Raw genomic sequence first — 20,605 nt, 5'->3', positions numbered from 1 at the left:
TTCGCAAACTGAATATAAAAATTAACAACAATAAAATGGCAGTTTTACAAAAAATTAGACAACGTTCACTTCTTCTGATACTCGTTATTGGGTTTTGTTTATTAGCATTTATCATAGGTGATATATTCAATAGCGGTGGTTTCAACAGTACATCAAAAGATGTAGGAAGCATCGATGGAAAAGATATTTCATTTGAAGATTTTAGGGTTAAAGTAAGTAATGTTGAGAAAAGTGGTCAAGGCATTACTTCAACTGAAGCGGCTAACAGAGTTTGGGAACAAGAAGTTTCTGTTGCTTTATTAACTTCTGAATTTGATAAATTAGGACTTAGAGTAGGTGAAAAACACTTATTAGAAGTGTTAAAAACAGATCAGAATATTGGAGGAAATCCATTGTTTTTAAACACAGCTGGTGTTTTTGATGTTGTGAAATTCAAAGAATATTTTAAAGCAAATCCTGCACAAGCTCAATTCTTGAAAGATAGAGAGAAGGATGCGGAGTTGAATGCTAAATACCAAATGTATAACACTTTGATTAAAGCAGCAGTTTACACAACGGAAAGCGAAGGAAAGTTGAAATATGAAATGGAAGCAAACAAAGTAAACTTTGCTTACGTTGCAGGTTTATATTCTACAATCAAAGACAGTGAAGTAAAAGTTACTGATGCTGAGATTGTTGATTTCATGAAGAAAAATGAAAAAAAATACAAAGCGGATGAGTCTCGCGAAGTAGAATATGTTTTGATCGAAGACAAGCCTTCTGCTGCCGATGAATCAGAAGTTAAAACAAAAATAAATGCATTGTTAACTGGAAGTGTGGTTTACAATCAAACTACAGGTAAAAACGATACATTGCCAGGATTTAGAACAACTTCGAATGCAGTAGAATTTGTAAATTCTAATTCAGATGTTCCTTATGATTCAACTTATATCGCTAAAAAAGATTTGCCAGCTTTAGATGCTGATAAATTATTTAACCTTGCTCCAGGAGCAGTTTATGGACCATATGTTTATGGGAAATACTACTGTATTTCAAAATCTATGGGTATGAAATCAGGAGTTAATGCTAAAGCAAGTCATATTTTAATTGGTTACGAAGGAACACAAGTTCCTAACCAAAAAGAGAAGAGAACAAAAGAACAAGCAAAAGCAAAAGCAGAAAGTATTTTGGCACAAGTTAATGCTAATCCAGATAGTTTCATGATGTTGGCTTTCACTAGCTCTGATGATTCATCAGCACAACAAGGTGGTGATTTAGGGTATTTTGGTCCTAACCAAATGGTAAAACCGTTTAATGATTTCGTTTTTAATAATGGTATTGGTAAAGTTGGTTTAGTAGAAACTGATTTTGGTTTTCATATTATTAAAGTTACTGATAAACAAGACGGAATTCGTTTGGCTACTGTAGCTCAAAAAATTGAAGCCTCTGAAGCAACTTCTGATAAAATGTTTACACAAGCAACTAAGTTAGAAATGGATGCTGCGGATAAAGATTTTAATAAAGTGGCAAAAGATATGGGACTTAAAGTTTCACCAGCTGTTTCAGTTAAGGGAATGGATGAAAACTTTGGAACATTAGGAAATCAAAGAACAATCGTGAGATGGGCTTTTGAGGATGGTGTTAAAGTAGGTGCTGTAAAAAGATTTGAAGTGGCTAATGTAGGTCACGTTATTGCAAAACTAAAAAGTATTGATAACTCTGGTTTGGTAGCTGTTTCAGTTGTTAGACCTTATGTTGAGCCAATTCTTAAAAACAAAAAGAAAGCAGAGCTAATCAAAGCAAAAATGTCTGGTTCTTCTCTTGAAGCTATTGCAAAAGCGGTTGGAGGAACAGTGCAACAAGCTACTGGTTTGACTATGGAAAATACGATGTTGCCAAATGTTGGTCCAGAGCCTAAAGTGGTTGGAAATGCATTTGCATTAGCAGCAAATAAATTATCAGCTCCAATTGAAGGGAATACTGGAGTTTATGTGGTGAAAAACATGAGTACAGTTAAAGCACCAGTTTTAAAAAGCCACGCTGCGTATGTAACTAAATTAAAAGCACAAAGCGCTTCTGATGCAAATAGAGTTATTCCTGCATTGAAAGCTAACGCAAAAATTGAAGACAATAGAATAGATTTTAATTACTAATTTCTAAGAAGTAATTGATCAAACTAAAAATCCCGATACGTTTTTAAATGTATCGGGATTTTTTATGATATTAACTTTTCTAATTAGCGCCGCGACTATCTTTGAATTGGTTTGTTGTGCGGGAAGCTCTTCAGCAAAGTGGATCTCGGGTTAACATGCTTCAAAAGTAAAAAAATGAGTAGCTAGAGTAAAAGAAAAAGCGTAGTATTAGCTTAATATCATGTCATTGTAAGCGACAATAGTATCGTATCCTTTTGATGCGAAATAAGCGCTAGGATTTTTCTCTGAAATCGCCATCACAAAATCGCCACCCCATGCACCAAGACTTTTTATCACACCGTTAAAATCAGGAAATACAGCTTCTTTTATGGTATGTGTTTCCAGAATACTGCTCATTTGAATTTCGTGCCTTTGTAAAGCAGCAGCAAAAGATTGAAGCGAAGTAGCATTCAAAACTTCAGAAGTTATGTTGTCATTTAAAGCAATGGTTTTAGCAAGATTGTTTTTTTTATTAATGTTATAAGCTGCTATAGCGGTTTTACTGCTTTGCTTTTTGTTGAGATATACAAAGTATAGGTTTTGTGTGAATTCTGGATTGAAAGGTGTCTTTTCCACGATAGGATTGCCGTGTTCCAGATGATATAATATAGGAGTATCGTTTTGTGCGCACGCAATATCATAACCACTACCTCCAAAACTGTTTTTAAGCAGTATAAAGGCATCAATTTGCAACCACTGTGCAATATTGTTTATCAAAGTCGATGATGTTCCTAGGCCCCAGCTTTTTGGGAATCCAAGTTCAGTAGTGATACTATAACCATCCGAATTTAAAATGAAATCCGGATTGAGTTTAAATGCTTCGTGTAAAATAGTAGTCAGTGTTGTTTTGACCGATTCGTTTTCATCAGTTATTCCGTTAGAAATATCAGAAAATGAAAGAGTGTCTTCAAACCAAATACTTCTATCAGCATCATAACTTTTCCAGAAAATTTCGTTGTTCTTTCCTTTTTCTATAATAAGGTTTTGTCCTTGTTTCGTAGGTAAAGCGAATGCTTTTGCACCATCAAGAACCAGATATTCTCCTGTGATTAAAAGTTTTCCGTTACTGTAGAATGTTTTTTTCATTGTCTTTGCGAGGAACGAAGCAATCTTATTCTTTGTTGCTTCAAGATAAAATTATTTTCTTAAACCTTCAATAAAGGTGACTACTGCACTATGCGAAACGGTATTTTTTTTGAAATATTTCTGAATCAAAACACGTTCTTCGTCATTAGCTTCAAACTGGTTGATGATGTTGTTCAAATGCATTTTCATGTGTCCTTCCTGAATTCCAGTTGTAGTTAGAGATCGCAAAGCAGCAAAGTTTTGGGCCAGACCCGCTACCGCTACAAACTGCATTAACTCCTTGGCAGATGGTTTTTCCAACATTTCCAATGATAGTTTTACTAACGGATGCAAAGAAGTTAAACCACCTACAGTTCCTAACGCTAAAGGAATTTCTAACCAAAAAGTAAAAATACCTTCTTCAATTTTAGCGTGTGAAAGGCTGGAATATTTTCCGTTTCGTGAGGCGTAGGCGTGAATTCCTGCTTCGACAGCACGGAAATCATTTCCTGTTGCTAAAACTACGGCATCTACTCCATTCATGATTCCTTTGTTGTGCGTTACGGCACGATAGGGTTCAACTTCGGCGATTTGAACGGCTTGCACAAATTTCTCGGCAAATTCGAGAGGATTAGTAATGTGTTTTTCTTCTAAATCAGCAATCGGACAAGACACTTCGGCTCTTACAATGCAATTTGGAACATAATTCGAAAGAATGCTCATTACGACTTCAATCTCTTTCTCTGTTTCCGTGAACAAGTCATAATTATGTGCTTCTTCTTTTAGAGTTTTAGAAAATTGTTCTAGGCACGAATTGATGAAATTTGCTCCCATGCTATCTTTAGTTTCAAAAGTGGCATGCAACTGAAAATAATTCGGCAATAAATCGGTTTTGTCTTTTAGAACAATGTCTAAAATTCCGCCACCGCGTTTTTGCATATTTGTGGTAATCGATTCTGTTTCTGAGAAAAATTTATTTTTGTTTTGGGCAAAAAATAAGTTCAGTTTTGAAATATCACCTTTGTAGATAAAATGAACCTGACCTATTTTTTCGGTATTGATTACAGTTGCTTTAAATCCGCCTCGCGTGGACCAAAATTTAGCAGCTTTGGAGGCAGCAGCAACAACAGAACTTTCTTCAATAGCCATGGGAATGGTGCTGTATTTTCCATTAATCAGGAAATTAGGAGCAACTCCCAGCGGAATATAGAAATTAGTTATCGTGTTTTCGATGAATTCATCGTGTAATTTCTGTATTTTTTCATCCGAATTCCAGTAGTTTTTCAGCAAGGAGATGGCTTCTGCAGGTGTAGAAAAATATTGATTGGCAATCCAACTAATTTTTTCTTCTTTGGATAATTTAGAAAATCCGCTAATGGCCTTATTCATTCTCAATAGATTATAGTATGTATAAGTGCAAATATACGATTTTAACGGTTTTGTTTGCTATGATAGTATCCTCAAAAAATGGGCATTTAGAATATTGTTTTTAACATTTAACACATCGAATGTGAAATTATTGTAAATTTTTCACTAAAATTGACGGTTTTTATATTTAAAGAAATATCATGTATTCGAAAAAAATTATTGCCTTATTTTTATTTCTGTGTTTATCTGTTGTTGGTCAACAAAAAATCACAATTGATGAAATGTACAACGGCACATTTCGTGCTCAAGGAATGGACGAGTTACAGTCCATGAAAAATACAAATCAGTACACTGTATTGAATTTAGATTACAGTTCCAGAAGTATGCAAATTGATTTGTACGATTTTGCAACTTTAAAAAAGGTAGCTACACTTATAGATACAAAATCCCACAAGGAGTTGTCAAATGGGATTGATAGTTACACGTTTGATGCTTCAGAAAAAATGATTTTATTGGCTTGTAATACCAATCAAATCTTCCGCCACTCGTTTACTGCTGATTATTATTTATATGATATTACTAGTAAAAAATTAAATAAATTATTTGATTTTCAGGTTCAAGAACCAACCTTTTCTCCTGATGGGAAAAAGATTGCTTACGCCAAAGAAAATAATTTGTATGTATATGATTTAGCCTCCGCTACATCGACTCCAATTACTACAGACGGACAAAAAAACAGTATTATTAATGGTATTACGGATTGGGTTTACGAAGAAGAATTTGCTTTTGTAAAAGCTTTTGATTGGAGTGCTGACAGCAAAAAAGTAGCCTACATTCGTTTTGACGAAAGTCAGGTTCCAGAATTCTCCATGTCCATGTTTGGAAAAGACTTGTATCCAACGATGCAAACATTTAAATATCCAAAAGCTGGTGAGAAGAACGCTGTAGTGTCGTTACATGTTTATGATGTGAATGCAAATGCGGTGAAAAATATAAATCTTGGGAAATACAATGATTTTTATATTGCCAGAATGAAATGGACTAACGATGCAAATATCTTGTCTGCGCAGGTATTGAATCGCCACCAAAACAATTTGGATTTGTTATTTATCGATGGTAATTCAGGAGTTGCAAAAGTAATTTTGAACGAAAAAGATAAAGCGTATGTTGATGTAACGGATAATTTGACCTTTTTGAAAGACAACAGTTTTATTTGGACTTCTGAAAAAGACGGTTTCAATCACATTTATTTGTACGATAAAAATGGCAAATTAAAAAATCAACTGACCAAAGGAAATTGGGAAGTAACAAATTACTATGGTTTAGACCAAAAGACAAATACAGTTTTCTATCAGTCTGTTGAAAATGGATCTATCAATAGAGATGTTTACAGAATAGGACTTGACGGAAAAAACAAATTGCGTTTGTCGCAAAATACAGGAACGAATGCAGCTACATTCAGTCCGAATTTTCAATATTACATCAATACGTTTTCTAGCGCGTCTCAACCGACTACCTACACGCTAAACGAAGCCAAAGCCGGAAAACAGGTTCAGGTCATTGAAAACAATGCATCATTGGCTACGAAGCTAAAAAGTTATAATTTGCCCGCTAAAGAGTTTTTTGTTTTAAAAACGGACAAAGGAAATGAACTAAATGCTTGGATGATTAAACCTAAAGATTTTGATTCAGCTAAAAAATATCCTGTTTTCATGTACCAATATTCTGGTCCGGGTTCACAACAAGTGAATAACGAATGGAACAGCACAGATGATTACTGGTTTATGATGCTGTCACAACAAGGGTATATTGTGGTTTGTGTAGATGGACGTGGAACTGGTTTTAAAGGAGCTGCTTTCAAAAAAGTAACACAATTGCAATTAGGAAAATACGAAGTAGAAGATCAGATTGACGCTGCAAAAGTGATAGGAAATTACGCATTTGTGGATAAATCTAGAATTGGTATATTTGGCTGGTCGTATGGTGGTTTTATGGCATCTAATTGTATCATGAAAGGAAATGATGTTTTCAAAATGGCAATTGCTGTAGCTCCGGTTACAAACTGGCGTTTTTATGACAGTGTATATACGGAACGTTACATGACGACACCACAGGAAAATGCGAGCGGTTACGATGATAACTCACCAATAAATCATGTGGATAAGTTGAAAGGGAAATTCCTTTTGATTCACGGTTCAGGAGATGATAATGTGCATGTTCAAAACTCTATGCAAATGATGGAAGCTTTGATTCAGGCTAACAAACAATTTGATTCGCAAATTTATCCAGACAATAATCACGGAATTTACGGTGGAAAAACCAGAGTTCAGTTGTACACTAAAATGACTAATTTTATCAAAGAAAATTTATAACAGCGCTTTATGACAAACGACGCATTGAATAAGGAAGAATTTTTTGGACATCCAAAAGCGCTTTTTATATTGTTTTTTACCGAAATGTGGGAACGGTTTTCGTTCTACGGTATGAAAGCTTTATTGATTTTTTATCTGACAAAATACCATTTGTTTTCGGATTCTTCAGGGAACTTATTAATTGGTAGTTATGCTGCTTTAGTATATGCTGTGCCTGTAATAGGTGGTTTCATAGCCGATAAATACCTTGGATTTAGAAAAGCAATTGTTTTTGGAGGTATTATGCTGGTTTTGGGTCATATAGGAATGGCGTATGAAGGAAATGCCGCAACTGAATCTATAACAGGCGAAATTACGCGGGACGAAACTGCCTTGCAAATATTTTACTTTTCCCTATCGCTAATTATTGTTGGAGTTGGTTTTCTAAAAGCCAATATCTCGTCCTTAGTGGGAGAATTATATGAAACGGGCGATAAAAGAAGAGATTCTGGATTTACCTTATTTTATATGGGGATCAACTTAGGTTCTTTTTTAGCTACGTTAATTTGCGTTTGGCTTGGAGAAAAATATGGTTGGAGTTATGGTTTTGGAGCAGCCGGAGTTGGAATGTTTTTTGGATTACTAACTTTTATTTCCGGTAGAAAATTATTGAATGGAAAAGGAGAATCAAACAATGCTTCGTTCTTAGAGGAAAAATCATTTGGACTTAAAAAGGAATGGTTAATTTATATTGGAAGTGTATTGTCGACATTGTTGTTTTGGCAAATGGTTCAAAATCACGATGCAGTTTCATGGGCTTTGAAAATTGCAGGAGGAATCTCTTTTGTTTATATTGTATATTATGCCATTACGCAGTTAGATGGTAAAGCACGTCATCAATTGATTGCTTTGACTATTTTAATCGTTTTTACAATTGTATTTTGGGCGTTGTTTGAACAAGCGTATACTTCTATGAACTTATTTGCTGATAGAATTTTAGATCGAACTATTTTTGGTCATGAAGTCTCTGCCGGACAGTTCTTAAGTTTTAATGCCTTATTTATAATTTTGCTCGCCCCAGTTTTTGCTTGGATATGGCCAAATTTAGGAAAATACAATCCAAATACAGCGGTGAAATTTGCTTTAGCATTAGCTTTAGTAGGTTTGGGTTTTGGCGCATTAGTTATGGGTATAAATCTTTCTGGTACAGGAAAAGTAGCGGCGATTTGGTTGATATTAGCTTATTTTTTGCATACTTGCGGAGAGTTGAGTTTGTCACCAGTAGGACTTTCTGCAGTGACTAAATTGTCTCCGGCAAAAATCGTTGGTTTCATGATGGGCGTTTGGTTTTTGGCAACAGCCAGTTCTGAATTTATTGCCTCTATTTTAGCGAATATCGCTTCTGTAGATACGTCAAATGGTACAGCGCCTGATTTGAATTTGGCTAAAGAAAGTTACTTAGTTCTTTTTGAATATTTATTTTATACAGGACTAGGTTTTGGATTAGTACTATTAGTACTTTCGCCAATAATCAAAAAATTAATGCACGGAGTTGATAAAGAATTAAATAATTAATACTATGAGTGAAAATACTACAGATCAATTTTTTAAAAGTACCGTTCTAGGACATCCAGCGGGGTTATTCGTTTTATTCTTCACAGAGATGTGGGAGCGATTTTCATTCTATGGAATGCGTTCTTTATTGATATTGTTTTTAACTGCTTCCTTTACAGATGGTGGTTGGGAATGGACTCGTGAAAATGCTTCTGCATTATTTGGATCTTACGTAGGTTTGGTTTATTTATCCACAATGTTAGGTGGTTATTTTGCCGATAAAGTGATAGGTTTTAGATGGGCAGTTGTTGTAGGTGCCAGTTTGATGACTTTAGGACACGCTTCTATGGCTATTGAAACAGAATTTTCTATTTACTTAGGATTAGTATTATTGGTTTTTGGTAATGGTTTTTTCAAGCCAAACATGACATCAATCGTATCTGAAATGTACAAAGATCGTCCTGAGAAAAAAGATGGGGCCTATACTTTATTCTATATGGGTGTAAATGCCGGGGCTTTCTTTGGTATTTTACTTTGTGGATATTTAGGAGAAAAAGTGGGTTGGACGTATGGTTTTGGTCTTGCTGGAATATTTATGTTCTTTGGAATGTTACAGTTTTGGTTGTCTCAAAATATCTTTGGAGACATTGGTTTGAAACCAAATAAAGAAAGCAAAGCAAAGGCAGAAGCATTGGATACAGATAAAAGAAATCCTTTTACACCTATACAATTAGCTGCTATTGCATTTTCGTCGTTATTAGCTTTATTGTGGCTATTAAATGATCCCGCTTCCAAGATATCAGGAGGAAAAGTGAATGTTTTTTCATTCCTTGGTGAAAACGGAAACTCTATTGCTATAGTTTCGGCACTAGTTGTGTTTATTGTATTGTTAGTGTATAGATTTACTCAGTATTCTAAAATCACCAAAGAAAAATTAATAGCAGTTACCTTCTTTGCATTTTTGACTATTTTCTTTTGGGCAATTTTCGAACAGTCTCCAAACAGTTTAACCATTTTTGCGAATGATTATACGGATAGAGTTTTAACAGGTAATTGGAGTGTAGTATTTTTAGTGATGAATTCATTGATAACGATTCTACCATTAGTAATTATTACTTGGGTATTGATCTTATTATTCAAACAAACTTTTAAATTTTACGCTCTTGCTAATATTATTCTAAGTGTGAGTTTTATAATTATTTGGACAATAGCAATCTGGATGTTGACAAAAGATTATTATACAGCAGGCTATTTATCATTATCAGATTCAACTTTGCAAGCATTGAAAATTGATAAAGTTACCACGGCTTTAACCGAAGTTCCAGCAACTTGGTTTTCTACCTTAAATTCCTTGTTTATTATTTCATTAGCACCATTGTTTTCTAAATGGTGGGAGAGTAAATACAATCCTTCTGCGAATTTGAAATATGGTATAGGAATGGGGTTATTAGCACTTGGTATGGCATGTGTCGCTTTTGGCGCAAGCGGAATCGAAGCTGGTGCCAAAACGGCTTCAGTAAGTATGATTTGGTTGATTCTAGTCTATCTTTTCCATACAATGGCTGAATTGTGTATCTCGCCAGTAGGACTGTCTTATGTAAGTAAATTAGTTCCAGCAAGAATGATTGCATTTATGTTTGGAGTTTGGTATCTTGCAGTAGCAATTGGAATGAAAGGTGCAGGTATGTTTGGAGAAAATATTGATAAAATTGCTGACGAACATGGATTGAGTTATTTCTTTTGGATGCTAGCAATAATATCTATAGTGGTGGCTTTATTCTCTATTTTGATGGCACCGATAATTAAAAAATTAATGCATGGTGTTCGATAATTTTAGGCATTGTTTTTGATTTGTCAATAATTAAAAGGTATAAATATGAAGAAAATAATAATTGCTTTATTATTGTTTGCGGGTTCATTTGCAGCAGAAGCACAAGAATTAGTTTGGGAAACCAATGTCATTAAGGCTATGGAAGTTTCGAATGCAACTAAAAAACCAATGTTGTTATTTTTTACAGGTAGCGATTGGTGCGGATGGTGTATCAGGTTACAAAAAGAGGTATTGAAAACACCTGAATTTGCTACTTGGGCCAAAGATAATGTAGTTCTTGTAGAATTAGATTATCCTAGAAGAGCACCACAGACTCCTGAGATTAAAAAACAAAACGACGAATTACAGCAAGTTTTTGCAATTCAAGGATTCCCAACAATCCATTTTGCGAATGTTACCACTGTCGATGGTAAAGTGAATTTTGTAGGTTTAGGAAGTACGGGTTATGTTGCTGGCGGACCATCTGCGTGGTTGGCTGTTGCAAATGAATTTCTGAAAAAGAAATAATTTAGTCATTCAATTTATAGAATCCCTTTTCACTTGTAGCGTGAAAAGGGATTTTTTGTTTGATACAAGCTGCCTTCCATTGTTTTTGAATGGTTTTATAATTGGAGGCATCTGCTACGACCATCTTTGGTTTTATAGTTTGCAACAAGCGTTCAAAATTTATTTTGGGAGATTGAGTCAGTACAATGATATCCGGATGTATGTTTTTTGGAAAAATACCTGAACTGTCTAAAATGAAAATCTTTTTTCCATTAAAATAAAAAAGGTTTTGCAGTATTTTTTTCTCTCTAAGACTACTTAAATTCCCTATTCGATACGCCTTTAATGCATTATTTTTTTGTGCAGTTTTCAAAATACTGTCATTGGCGTAGACCGTAATATTTTTCCCATTTCGTTCTGCAAGTAATGTATTTCTTTTGATGTTAAAAACAATCCATTCTTGTTCGTTTTGAGTGTTCCATTGAATACCTAAACACGAAATTTGTAAAATTATTATAGAAACTAATACCAGTACTAATTTGTTAAAGTTGGGTTTTTTTAGCCAAATAATTGCAGTAAAAAGCAACAAATAACTACTGATTAATAGGTAAAAATGCAATGGAATGTCTTGGATTATAAATTGTTCTAATGATGCAATGGCATTGATGATTCTGTTCAAGTAATAAATGCTCCATTCCAATAGTTGTGAAAGGAATACAGGAATAACATTGAATGCGGCTAAAAGCATGACTAAAACACCCAAAATCATGATGATGGTTAGTAATGGAATTACAATTATATTGGTCACGAAAAATAAACCTGGAAATTGATGGAAATAGTAAACACTTAATGGTAATGTTCCTATTTGTGCTGCAAACGATACCGTAAGAATGTCCCAAATGTATTTTGAAATTTTGTTTTTAGGTTGCCAAAAGGAGGATAACAGCGGTTGCAACCAAATGATAAAAAATAAGGCTAAATAGCTTAACTGGAAACCAACGTCGAATAAGAATGAAGGTTCAAAAAGTAAAATCAGTAATATAGAAACGATTAATGTATGGTAAATATTGACGCTTCTTCGTAAATGATTTCCAATGGCAACAAATGAAAACATCGTTACAGAACGAACTACCGAAGGCGCTAAACCCGCAATGATTCCGAAACTGAATAAAGAGGCAAGAATGATGAGTAGTTTTATAAATGAACCTCGTTTCGTATTCGGAATTGGCTTTAAAAGGAAGGTTACAAAAACCAAAATAAATCCAATGTGCAGTCCTGAAACGGATAAGATATGTACGGCTCCAGCATATTGATAATCCCGAATAATTTCTGGTGAAATATCTTGTTGTTGTCCCATTATTAAAGCTATGGCGACATTTAATTCGGTTTTGTTGAAGTTGTTTTTTTCTAAATTATGAATAATTCGGGTTCTTAATTTAGAAGAATAATACCATATGTTTTTCTCAACTTCAGTTCCAATTTTGATTTCGTCAACATCAGCATACAGTTGTGCGTAGATCTGTTTATTATCGAGATATTTACTATAATCAAATTGATTCGGATTAGTAGGAGGTCTGTTTTTAGATAAAATGTCCTTAATCAATAGAGGCGCTCCAATCTCGAATTCATGATGCAAACTGTCTTTTTGAATGTTTAGGATTATTCTTCCTGTTTGTTTTTTCTCATTTACGCGTTTTATAATGGCAATATACCGGTCGCTAAACGGAGAGCTTTTTAGCTTTTCGCGGATGATTATGGAAATGGAATGCGGTTTTTCAAAAATAGTAGTATTATGACTGTAATTGCTTTTCTGAAAATGATCAATGTGAATTACTTGAGTCGAAATTCCGATAAGAAAAGACAGAAGATATGTTGTCAGACCAAAATAGAAGATCTTGTTACTTTTGTTTTTGAATAAAAAATACAACACTCCAAAAACAGTAATGGATATTGAAAGTAAGATAAATAGTAATGATAGCGGTAGATGAAAGTAGTAGGCGAAAAGGATTCCTGAAATAAATCCAATTGTTATTCTCGCTAAAGGAAAATGGAGTACTTTCATGTATCTAAAGTACGCATTTTTAGCAAGAAAAAACTTTATTTTTAAAAGTTATATAGCTTTTTAGCTTGACTATAGCACCCGATTTAATTGTGCAAAGGTTTTTTTATAATAGGGTTCTTTTGTAGAGGAAATAATTACTCCTTTTGAAGTAGAAGAATGAATGAATTTTATCTCATCATCATTGACTTCAATGACGATTCCTACGTGATTTATCTGTGAATTTTTGTTGGTTTTAAAGAATATTAAGTCTCCTTTTTGCGCCTCTTCACGTTCTGTATTGATAACCTCACCTATTTTTGACTGTTGATAAGAGCTACGAGGAAGGGTTATGTTATGTGAACTAAAAATGGTGTACATCAAGCCTGAACAATCAAAACCTGCTTTTGTTGTGCCTGCATATTTATATTTTACTCCAAGATTTTCAGCTGCTGCATCAATCAGTTCTTCTGCCAAACGATTTGATTTTCTTTTATCGGATTTCGTTAATTTCTCTTTTTTGGTGTCTGGTTTTTTAGAAGTAACTATGGGGGAAGTAGATTTACAAGCCGTAAAAAAAATAAGAATCAATAGTAGAAATGCGAAATGTTTCAAAAGAATTTTTTTTGATGAATTTAAATAGTAATAAATTAGTTGTAAACTATTGTAAATCAGAAACAATGAATTTAGCGGTTTTCTCGCTGGCGCCAATGCCTCCTAATTTGTCTTCTAATAACGCATATTTTTCTAAAAGCGTATTACGATGATTGGATTCTAGAATTTTTTTAAGTTCTTCACTAATGCGTTTGGTAGTACATTCCTCCTGTATTAATTCGGTTACTACTTCTTCATCCATTATCAAGTTTACCAATGAAATGTATTTGAGCGTGATGATTCGTTTCGCAATTTGGTAGGAAGCCCAGCTGCCTTTGTAACATACCACTTCCGGAACTTTAAAAAGTGCCGTTTCCAGAGTTGCAGTTCCTGAAGTGACTAAAGCGGCAGTTGAATTTCGCAATAAGTCATAGGTTTTATTGGAAATGAATTTTATGTTTTCATGAGAAATGAAATTTTTATAAAAAGAGAATTCCTGACTTGGAGCGCCGGCAATTACGAATTGATAGTCGGGAAAATCATTGACAACACTCAACATTACAGATAGCATTTTGGTAATTTCCTGTTTTCGGCTCCCTGGCAAAATAGCAATAATTGGTTTTTCGTCTAATTGATTTTCTTTTCTAAAAAGTATTGGATCAATTGCGGGTTGATTGTGTATAGCATCGATTAAAGGATGTCCTACGAATTCAACTGGAAAATGATGTTTATCCTCGTAAAATTGTTTTTCAAAAGGTAAAATCACATACATTTTGTCAATATCGTGCTTGATATCGGTAATTCTACTTTCTTTCCAAGCCCAGATTTGAGGTGAAATATAATAATGCGTTCTCATGCCTAATGCTTTGGCCCATTTTGCTATGCGCAAATTGAAACCTGGATAATCTATGAAAATAAGAACGTCGGGTTGAAACTCAAGAATGTCTTTTTTGCATATTTTGATGTTATTCAAAATAGTTTTTAAGTTAAAAATCACTTCGATGAAACCCATAAACGCTAATTCCCGATAGTGTTTCACTAAAGTACCGCCAACATTTTTCATCAAATCGCCACCCCAAAAACGGATGTCAGCATTTGGATCTTTTTGATACAGCTCTTTCATCAAGTTTGAACCGTGTAAATCCCCAGAAGCTTCACCTGCTATAATATAATATTTCATGCTTTTTTGATTAAGAGTTTATAAATCTGTTTTTCAAACCTATAAAATCATATTGCTTTTTTAAAAATCTATTTTTTTCGATTTACAAAGATAAACTATTAAGATTTCTTAAGTAAACATAGTTGTAATTGCCATGATTATCACGGATAAAGCCACACCACGCGCCATTGTTTCTTTATTCATTTTTAGTAAAACACCAAATGCTGCCAAAGTAAGAATAGAGCCTAATGTTATGATTTTACCTAAATTCCCTTGTGATTTCATGATTTGTATTCCTGCAATAAAATTAAAATCAGTAAAAAAAGTTATAAAAATATAACTCCCAAGAATGGCACTCGCAATGCCAATTAAAAACCCAACAAACAAGTCTTTTTTATTCATTCCATTTCCAAGTGTTAAGTTGTTGTATTGTGTGATGTGCCGTTAGGTCAAACTGAACAGGGACCACGGATATGTATCCGTTCTGTAATGCCCATTCATCGGTATCTTCGCCTTTGTCTTGGTTTACAAATTCTCCAGCCAGCCAATAATAGTCTCTTCCTTGTGGTGTTTTTCGTTTGTCAAATTTCTCTACCCAAAGTGCTTTCGCTTGACGACAAATTCGGATTCCTTTAATATCTTTTTCTTCTAATTTTGGAAAATTTACATTTAGAACAACTCCTTCTGGAAGTCCGTTTTCTAAAACTTCTAATGCTATTTTTCGAATAAAAGATTTTATAGTTTCAAAATCGGCATTCCAATCATAATCCAACAAAGAGAAACCAATAGCTGGAATACCTTCGATGCCTGCTTCGACTGCCGCACTCATAGTCCCAGAGTAAATCACATTGATAGAAGAATTTGATCCATGGTTTACACCGGAAACACATAAATCTGGTTTTCGTTTCAGAATTTCATTAACCGCAAGTTTGACACAATCTACGGGTGTTCCAGAACAACTATATTCTAAAAAAGGGTCGTTTTCTTTAGAAATTTTATTCAAATATAAGGTGCTATTTATGGTAATGGCGTGGCCCATGGCACTTTGAGGATTGTCAGGAGCTACGACAACTATTTCACCTATTTCTGCCATAACAGCAATTAAAGCTTTAAGTCCTGGAGCTGAAATACCGTCATCATTTGTTATTAAAATTAAAGGTTTGCTATTTTTCATTATTTATAGTGCAAAAAGGATTGATTATGGATTGTTTTGAAGACAAATGTAATAACACAGAATGGATTGCGTAAACAAAAGATAAAAATATGTTATGTTGATTCATTTAACTAAAAAGAAAAGAACATTTTTATATCTTTAACAAAAATTTATGGAGGCTCTCCCACTGTTGGCATAGTTTTTACCGTAATTTAGATTAAAAAATTCATGAATACTATTATTAACTTTATGAAAAGAAATTATAAAATACTTCTTGTTGTAGTATGCCTTTCTGTGACATTGTTTGCATTCAAAATGAACGCGACTAAATCAGCAGATCCCGAAAAAGATAAATTACTTTTAGAGTTGTTGACTTATGTTATAGAGAAAGGACATTACAGTCCCGCCACAATTGATGATACATTCTCTAAAGGAATATATAAAGGTTATATAGAAGCATTAGATCCGTCCAAACGATTCTTTTTGCAGTCCGATATTGATGAATTTTCTAAATTTGAACTGCAATTAGACGATCAGTTGTTGAATAAAGATTTGAGTTTTTTCAATCTTACTTACGAGCGTTTAATAAAGCGTATGGAAGAAAGTAAAAAGATTTACAAAGATGTTTTGAGTACTCCGTTTGACTATTCCGTTGATGAAAGTTTCAATATTGATTATGAAAAAGCACCTTATTCTAAAAGTGCTACTGAACTTAGAGACAAATGGCGCAAGCAAATCAAATTATCTACTCTTTCATCTCTTGTTGACAAGCAAAAATTAGAACAAGATAAGAAGAAAAATGATGCTACCTACGAGGTTAAATCTTTTGAGACTTTAGAAAAAGAAACAAGGGAAAGTTCAGGTAAATCATTAGACGAATATTTTGGGTTTATTAAAGACCTAGATAGAAACGATTGGTTTTCAGTTTATATTAATTCTATAACAGCACGTTTTGACCCACATACAAATTATTTGGCAGCAGACGATAAAGCTCGTTTTGATCAAGATATTAGCGGTAAATTAGAAGGAATTGGTGCTCGTTTACAAAAGAAAAATGATCTTACTGAAATTTCAGAACTTATTTCTGGTGGTCCAGCTTGGAGAGGAAAAGAACTTGAATCAGGAGATTTGATTATGAAAGTGGCTCAAGGAAATAGTGAGGCTGTTGATGTTGTTGGGATGCGTTTAGACGACGTTGTTAAAAAAATTAAAGGTCCTAAAGGCTCGGAAGTTCGTCTTACTGTAAAAAAAGTGGATGGAACCATTAAGATTATTTCTATTATTAGAGATATTGTTGAAATAGAAGAGACGTATGCCAAGTCTAGTATTGTAAATAAAAATGGATTAAAATACGGAGTAATTTATTTGCCAAAATTCTACATTGATTTTGAAAATAAAGATGGAAGAGATGCTGGAAAAGATATTGCCATAGAAGTAGATCGATTGAAAAAATCAGGTGTAAACGGAATTATTCTTGATGTACGTGATGACGGTGGTGGGTCTTTATCAACTGTTGTTGATATAGCTGGATTGTTTATTGAGCAAGGTCCAATTGTTCAAATTAAATCAGCTGGAAGACAAAAAGAGGTTCTTTATGACCGAGATAAAAAAATTGAATGGGATGGTCCTTTAGTAATTATGGTGAATAGTTTTTCAGCTTCGGCTTCAGAAATTCTTGCTGCAGCTATCCAAGATTATAAAAGAGGAATCATCATTGGAAGCAAGCAAACCTATGGTAAAGGAACAGTACAAAATGTTTATGATTTAAATACTCTGGTACGCAATAGCGCAGTGGGTGATTTAGGCGCAATCAAAACAACAACTCAAAAATTCTATAGAATTAATGGTGGATCTACTCAATTAGAAGGAGTACGCAGTGATATCGTAATGCCGGATAGATATGCTTATTTAAAAATGGGTGAACGCGATATTGATAACGCAATGCCTTGGGATAAAATTGATCAGGCAGATTATACGGTTTGGAATAATAATGCAAATTTTAATCAAGCAATTGCCAATAGTAAAAATAGAATTAATAAAAATCCACAGTTTCAATTAATTGAAGAAAATGCAAAATGGATTGATAGTAGAAGTGAAGAAAACGTCTACAGTTTAAATATTGACAAGTTTAAAATTGCTCAAGCAGATATAGAAGAGAAAGCAAAAAAGTACAAGCCAATTGTAAATTACAAAAACACATTGACCTTTACTTCGTTGCCTTATGAAACAGAAGCTATGAGTAAAGATGCTTCTTTGAAAGAAAAAAGAGAAATATGGCATGAATCTTTATCTAAAGATATTTATGTTGAAGAAGCAATCAATGTTTTGGATGATTTGCAACCCAAATCAATTTCAAAAAAGAATATTCCAGCTAAAATAAAAAAAGATAAATTGGTAAAATCTTAAGTAGTGATTTGTTAATTCACTACATAAAAAATCATTAATAAGCTAGAACGCTCCAGATATTCAACAGAATTCTCGGAGCGTTTTTTATTTAGTTTACTTATCCAATTTTTTTTATTTAATATTGAACACTTAATAAAGCTGTCTGATGTGTTTTAATTTGTTAGAACTCTTTGTTTTTATTTATTAGCTAGTGGAATACCAATAAACTTTATATAGAGTTAGAAATGAAAAATACAAAACTAGTCGCTTTACTATTGGTTGTGCTTAATGGATTCCTTTTTTCTTTTTGTAAAAAAGATGTTGGAAGAGGTAATTCAAAGCTTTACAACGAAGACAAGAATTATCATTTAAATAAGTATAAAAATCCAGTTGATAGTTTTGATAATAGAAGCCTATCAATGGGCGAGGACTTTGATTTCTTGCCGTCTTCCTCTGGAGGACAAGTTGTTAAGCATCAGTATTATACTTTGTCGTATAATGAAGTTCATGAACAGGCAGAATGGGTTGCTTATGAACTTAAGAAAAGTTATGTAAAGAATAATGATTTTAAACGTCCTTTTTTTATTGCGGATGCTAAAGTAACCACAGGATCGGCTGATTGGCGAAATTATAAAAATACAAATTATGACAAAGGACATCTTTGCCCAGCAGGCGATATGGAGTTTGCTTTGGATGCCTATAACGACACTTTTTTTACCTCTAATATTTCTCCACAAGTTCGTAATTTTAATAATGGGGTATGGAATAGATTAGAACAGAAAGTACGTTATTGGGCTGTAAAATATGATGGGGTTTATGTAGTTACAGGTGGTGTTTTGGAATCTTCATTGTTGACAATAGGGAAAGAAAAAGTTTCAGTTCCTAAGGTTTTTTATAAAATATTAGTAGCTAATTCTGGAGATAATCTCAGAATGATAGGTTTTCTAGTTCCAAATTTAGAAAGTAATGCGCCATTATATAGCTTTGTAGTTTCGGTTGATTATATCGAAAAAATGACAGGAATTGACTTCTTTCCACAATTGAATGATAAGATTGAAAATCAATTAGAAAAAAACAATGATTATAAAAATTGGAGTTTTAATTAGGCTTTAAAAAATTAGCTTTTTTAAATTTAAATGGGCAATCTGGTCCCTTTATGATACAATGAAATGTTTTTAATTCTCAAAATTTTGAAAAGATAGATTATTTGTTACCACTCATTTACTTTATTGGCATCCATTTTTATAAATATGAATAATAATATTGTGAATCCCCAAAGCCCAGATCCTCCATAGGAAAAGAAAGGAAGCGGGACACCTATTGTAGGGAAAATACCAACTACCATAGCAATATTCACAAAAAAGTGAGTGAATAAAACTCCAGCTACACAATAGCCATATACTCTACTGAATTTTGTTTTTTGTCTTTCGGCCAGATATATTATTCGGAGTAATAAGCCTGCAAAAAGAGCAATAACTACTAAGGAACCAACAAATCCCCATTCTTCGCCCACTGTTGTGAATATGTAATCCGTATGTTGCTCAGGAACGAATCCACCTTTTGTTTGTGTACCTTCTAAAAACCCTTTTCCAAACCAACCACCAGAACCAATGGCTATTTCGGATTGATTTGTATTATAACCAATTCCTTTTAGATCTACGGTTTTACCTAATAGGATATTAAAACGATCCCTATGGTGCTGTTTGAATACATTTTCGAAAACATAGTTTACTGATAAAACAAACCCAGAAATCACTACAAAAAGGATACTACTCAAAACAATATTCCTATCAGCTAATCTTGATTTGAAATGAACTAATAATAATGTGATTAGTGCTATGAGAATTACATATTGTGGCTCTAATATAAGCGTTAATACGAATAAAAGAATGGTGATAAAACCTGTCCAAACATACCATGAGGGTAAGCCTTCACGGTATAAAACGATGATAAATATGCTGTATATTAAAGCGCTTCCTGGGTCAGGTTGAGGAAGTATTAGAATCACAGGCAAAAGAATTATGGCAAGGGCTTGTACTTGCCTATTTACTTCTTTTAAATTGATTTGAGTGTCACTTAAATATTTTGCTAAGGCTAAAGCTGTTGCCGCTTTTGCAAATTCAGAAGGCTGTATTGTAAAACTACCTATTGCATACCAACACCGTTGACCTGCTATAGTTTTACCAAATAAAAACAGCCCTGCTAATGTAAGTAGGGATATTCCAAAAATAATACTGGCATATTTTTCATAAAACTTACCGTCAACAGAAAGGACAACAAAAATTAAGGGAATAGTCAATATGATGAATATAAGCTGTTTTTCATGAGTGCCTTCCATTGATGAAAGCGAAGACGAATAGATATTTAGCCAACCCAAAATAACTAATACAGCATATATTATGATGCTTATCCAGTCGATGTTATTCGTTATACTTTGGTTTTTCATCTGG

Annotated in this window: 15 protein-coding genes; 7 read left to right on the top strand and 8 right to left on the bottom strand. The window is 33.5% G+C overall.

Going from position 1 to position 20,605, the window contains the following annotated elements:
• The first annotated feature begins 35 nt into the window (after window positions 1-35).
• Window positions 36-2,132 carry a peptidylprolyl isomerase gene (locus tag V5J73_RS13085; RefSeq protein ID WP_338646412.1) on the top strand — a complete coding sequence of 699 codons (2,097 nt, stop codon included), beginning with the start codon at window positions 36-38 and terminating at the stop codon, window positions 2,130-2,132.
• Between the two features lie 207 nt (window positions 2,133-2,339).
• On the opposite strand, the gene V5J73_RS13080 is transcribed toward V5J73_RS13085, so the two are convergent.
• Window positions 2,340-3,257, bottom strand: coding sequence for a GYDIA family GHMP kinase (locus V5J73_RS13080; protein WP_338646410.1), 918 nt, complete (start codon window positions 3,255-3,257; stop codon window positions 2,340-2,342).
• Window positions 3,258-3,308: 51 nt separating this feature from the next.
• Window positions 3,309-4,625 carry a hydroxymethylglutaryl-CoA reductase, degradative gene (locus tag V5J73_RS13075; protein WP_338646409.1) on the bottom strand — a complete coding sequence of 439 codons (1,317 nt, stop codon included), beginning with the start codon at window positions 4,623-4,625 and terminating at the stop codon, window positions 3,309-3,311.
• Window positions 4,626-4,804: 179 nt separating this feature from the next.
• Here V5J73_RS13075 and V5J73_RS13070 point away from each other — a divergent pair, with 179 nt between their 5' ends.
• From V5J73_RS13070 to V5J73_RS13055, 4 genes are read left to right on the top strand one after another with little or no spacing between them, the layout of a single operon-like run.
• A complete protein-coding gene (locus V5J73_RS13070) occupies window positions 4,805-6,976 on the top strand; it encodes a S9 family peptidase (protein ID WP_338646408.1) in 2,172 nt (723 codons plus the stop codon).
• A 9-nt stretch (window positions 6,977-6,985) separates the two neighbouring features.
• Window positions 6,986-8,530 carry a peptide MFS transporter gene (locus V5J73_RS13065; protein ID WP_338646406.1) on the top strand — a complete coding sequence of 515 codons (1,545 nt, stop codon included), beginning with the start codon at window positions 6,986-6,988 and terminating at the stop codon, window positions 8,528-8,530.
• Between the two features lie 4 nt (window positions 8,531-8,534).
• Window positions 8,535-10,340 (top strand): peptide MFS transporter, encoded by a 1,806-nt coding sequence (locus V5J73_RS13060; protein WP_338646405.1) that lies wholly within the window; start codon window positions 8,535-8,537, stop codon window positions 10,338-10,340.
• Between the two features lie 45 nt (window positions 10,341-10,385).
• Window positions 10,386-10,847 (top strand): thioredoxin family protein, encoded by a 462-nt coding sequence (locus tag V5J73_RS13055; protein ID WP_338646404.1) that lies wholly within the window; start codon window positions 10,386-10,388, stop codon window positions 10,845-10,847.
• Window position 10,848: 1 nt separating this feature from the next.
• Here V5J73_RS13055 and V5J73_RS13050 read toward each other — a convergent pair whose 3' ends face one another.
• The 5 genes from V5J73_RS13050 to surE all read right to left on the bottom strand — a co-directional run bounded on the left by V5J73_RS13050 (window position 10,849) and on the right by surE (window position 15,791).
• Window positions 10,849-12,888, bottom strand: coding sequence for a ComEC/Rec2 family competence protein (locus V5J73_RS13050; protein WP_338646403.1), 2,040 nt, complete (start codon window positions 12,886-12,888; stop codon window positions 10,849-10,851).
• 69 nt (window positions 12,889-12,957) lie between these two features.
• Window positions 12,958-13,479 carry a C40 family peptidase gene (locus V5J73_RS13045; protein WP_338646402.1) on the bottom strand — a complete coding sequence of 174 codons (522 nt, stop codon included), beginning with the start codon at window positions 13,477-13,479 and terminating at the stop codon, window positions 12,958-12,960.
• Window positions 13,480-13,525: 46 nt separating this feature from the next.
• Window positions 13,526-14,638: a lipid-A-disaccharide synthase gene (gene lpxB / locus V5J73_RS13040; RefSeq protein WP_338646401.1), complete on the bottom strand. Its 1,113-nt coding sequence runs from the start codon at window positions 14,636-14,638 to the stop codon at window positions 13,526-13,528.
• Window positions 14,639-14,746: 108 nt separating this feature from the next.
• Window positions 14,747-15,019, bottom strand: coding sequence for a hypothetical protein (locus V5J73_RS13035; protein ID WP_338646400.1), 273 nt, complete (start codon window positions 15,017-15,019; stop codon window positions 14,747-14,749).
• Window positions 15,012-15,791: a 5'/3'-nucleotidase SurE gene (surE, locus tag V5J73_RS13030; protein ID WP_338646399.1), complete on the bottom strand. Its 780-nt coding sequence runs from the start codon at window positions 15,789-15,791 to the stop codon at window positions 15,012-15,014. Before surE ends, V5J73_RS13035 begins: the two co-directional genes overlap by 8 nt.
• Window positions 15,792-15,998: 207 nt before the next feature.
• On the opposite strand from surE, the gene V5J73_RS13025 reads away from it, so the two are divergent.
• Both V5J73_RS13025 and V5J73_RS13020 read left to right on the top strand, forming a co-directional pair.
• The gene (locus tag V5J73_RS13025) at window positions 15,999-18,176 is read left to right on the top strand and encodes a carboxy terminal-processing peptidase (RefSeq protein ID WP_338646398.1); all 2,178 of its coding nucleotides are present in this window, start codon (window positions 15,999-16,001) and stop codon (window positions 18,174-18,176) included.
• Window positions 18,177-18,400: 224 nt separating this feature from the next.
• Complete coding sequence (locus tag V5J73_RS13020) at window positions 18,401-19,261, top strand: DNA/RNA non-specific endonuclease (protein WP_338646397.1); 861 nt, start codon at window positions 18,401-18,403, stop codon at window positions 19,259-19,261.
• A gap of 104 nt (window positions 19,262-19,365) precedes the next feature.
• On the opposite strand, the gene rodA is transcribed toward V5J73_RS13020, so the two are convergent.
• Window positions 19,366-20,601, bottom strand: coding sequence for a rod shape-determining protein RodA (gene rodA / locus V5J73_RS13015; RefSeq protein ID WP_338646396.1), 1,236 nt, complete (start codon window positions 20,599-20,601; stop codon window positions 19,366-19,368).
• Window positions 20,602-20,605 lie beyond the last annotated feature (4 nt).

The sequence above is a fragment of the Flavobacterium sp. KS-LB2 genome (assembly GCF_036895565.1).
In the GTDB taxonomy this organism is placed as follows: Bacteria; Bacteroidota; Bacteroidia; order Flavobacteriales; family Flavobacteriaceae; genus Flavobacterium.
This window is presented reverse-complemented; position numbering and strand designations above follow the sequence as displayed.

Excerpts from the sequence above, each read along its gene's own strand:
- V5J73_RS13085 (WP_338646412.1), top strand. The coding sequence starts at position 36 with ATGGCAGTTTTACAAAAAATTAGACAACGTTCACTTCTTCTGATACTC.
- V5J73_RS13080 (WP_338646410.1), bottom strand. The coding sequence starts at position 3,257 with ATGAAAAAAACATTCTACAGTAACGGAAAACTTTTAATCACAGGAGAA.
- V5J73_RS13075 (WP_338646409.1), bottom strand. The coding sequence starts at position 4,625 with ATGAATAAGGCCATTAGCGGATTTTCTAAATTATCCAAAGAAGAAAAA.
- V5J73_RS13070 (WP_338646408.1), top strand. The coding sequence starts at position 4,805 with ATGTATTCGAAAAAAATTATTGCCTTATTTTTATTTCTGTGTTTATCT.
- V5J73_RS13065 (WP_338646406.1), top strand. The coding sequence starts at position 6,986 with ATGACAAACGACGCATTGAATAAGGAAGAATTTTTTGGACATCCAAAA.
- V5J73_RS13060 (WP_338646405.1), top strand. The coding sequence starts at position 8,535 with ATGAGTGAAAATACTACAGATCAATTTTTTAAAAGTACCGTTCTAGGA.
- V5J73_RS13055 (WP_338646404.1), top strand. The coding sequence starts at position 10,386 with ATGAAGAAAATAATAATTGCTTTATTATTGTTTGCGGGTTCATTTGCA.
- V5J73_RS13050 (WP_338646403.1), bottom strand. The coding sequence starts at position 12,888 with ATGAAAGTACTCCATTTTCCTTTAGCGAGAATAACAATTGGATTTATT.
- lpxB (WP_338646401.1), bottom strand. The coding sequence starts at position 14,638 with ATGAAATATTATATTATAGCAGGTGAAGCTTCTGGGGATTTACACGGT.
- V5J73_RS13035 (WP_338646400.1), bottom strand. The coding sequence starts at position 15,019 with ATGAATAAAAAAGACTTGTTTGTTGGGTTTTTAATTGGCATTGCGAGT.
- surE (WP_338646399.1), bottom strand. The coding sequence starts at position 15,791 with ATGAAAAATAGCAAACCTTTAATTTTAATAACAAATGATGACGGTATT.
- V5J73_RS13025 (WP_338646398.1), top strand. The coding sequence starts at position 15,999 with ATGAATACTATTATTAACTTTATGAAAAGAAATTATAAAATACTTCTT.
- V5J73_RS13020 (WP_338646397.1), top strand. The coding sequence starts at position 18,401 with ATGAAAAATACAAAACTAGTCGCTTTACTATTGGTTGTGCTTAATGGA.
- rodA (WP_338646396.1), bottom strand. The coding sequence starts at position 20,601 with ATGAAAAACCAAAGTATAACGAATAACATCGACTGGATAAGCATCATA.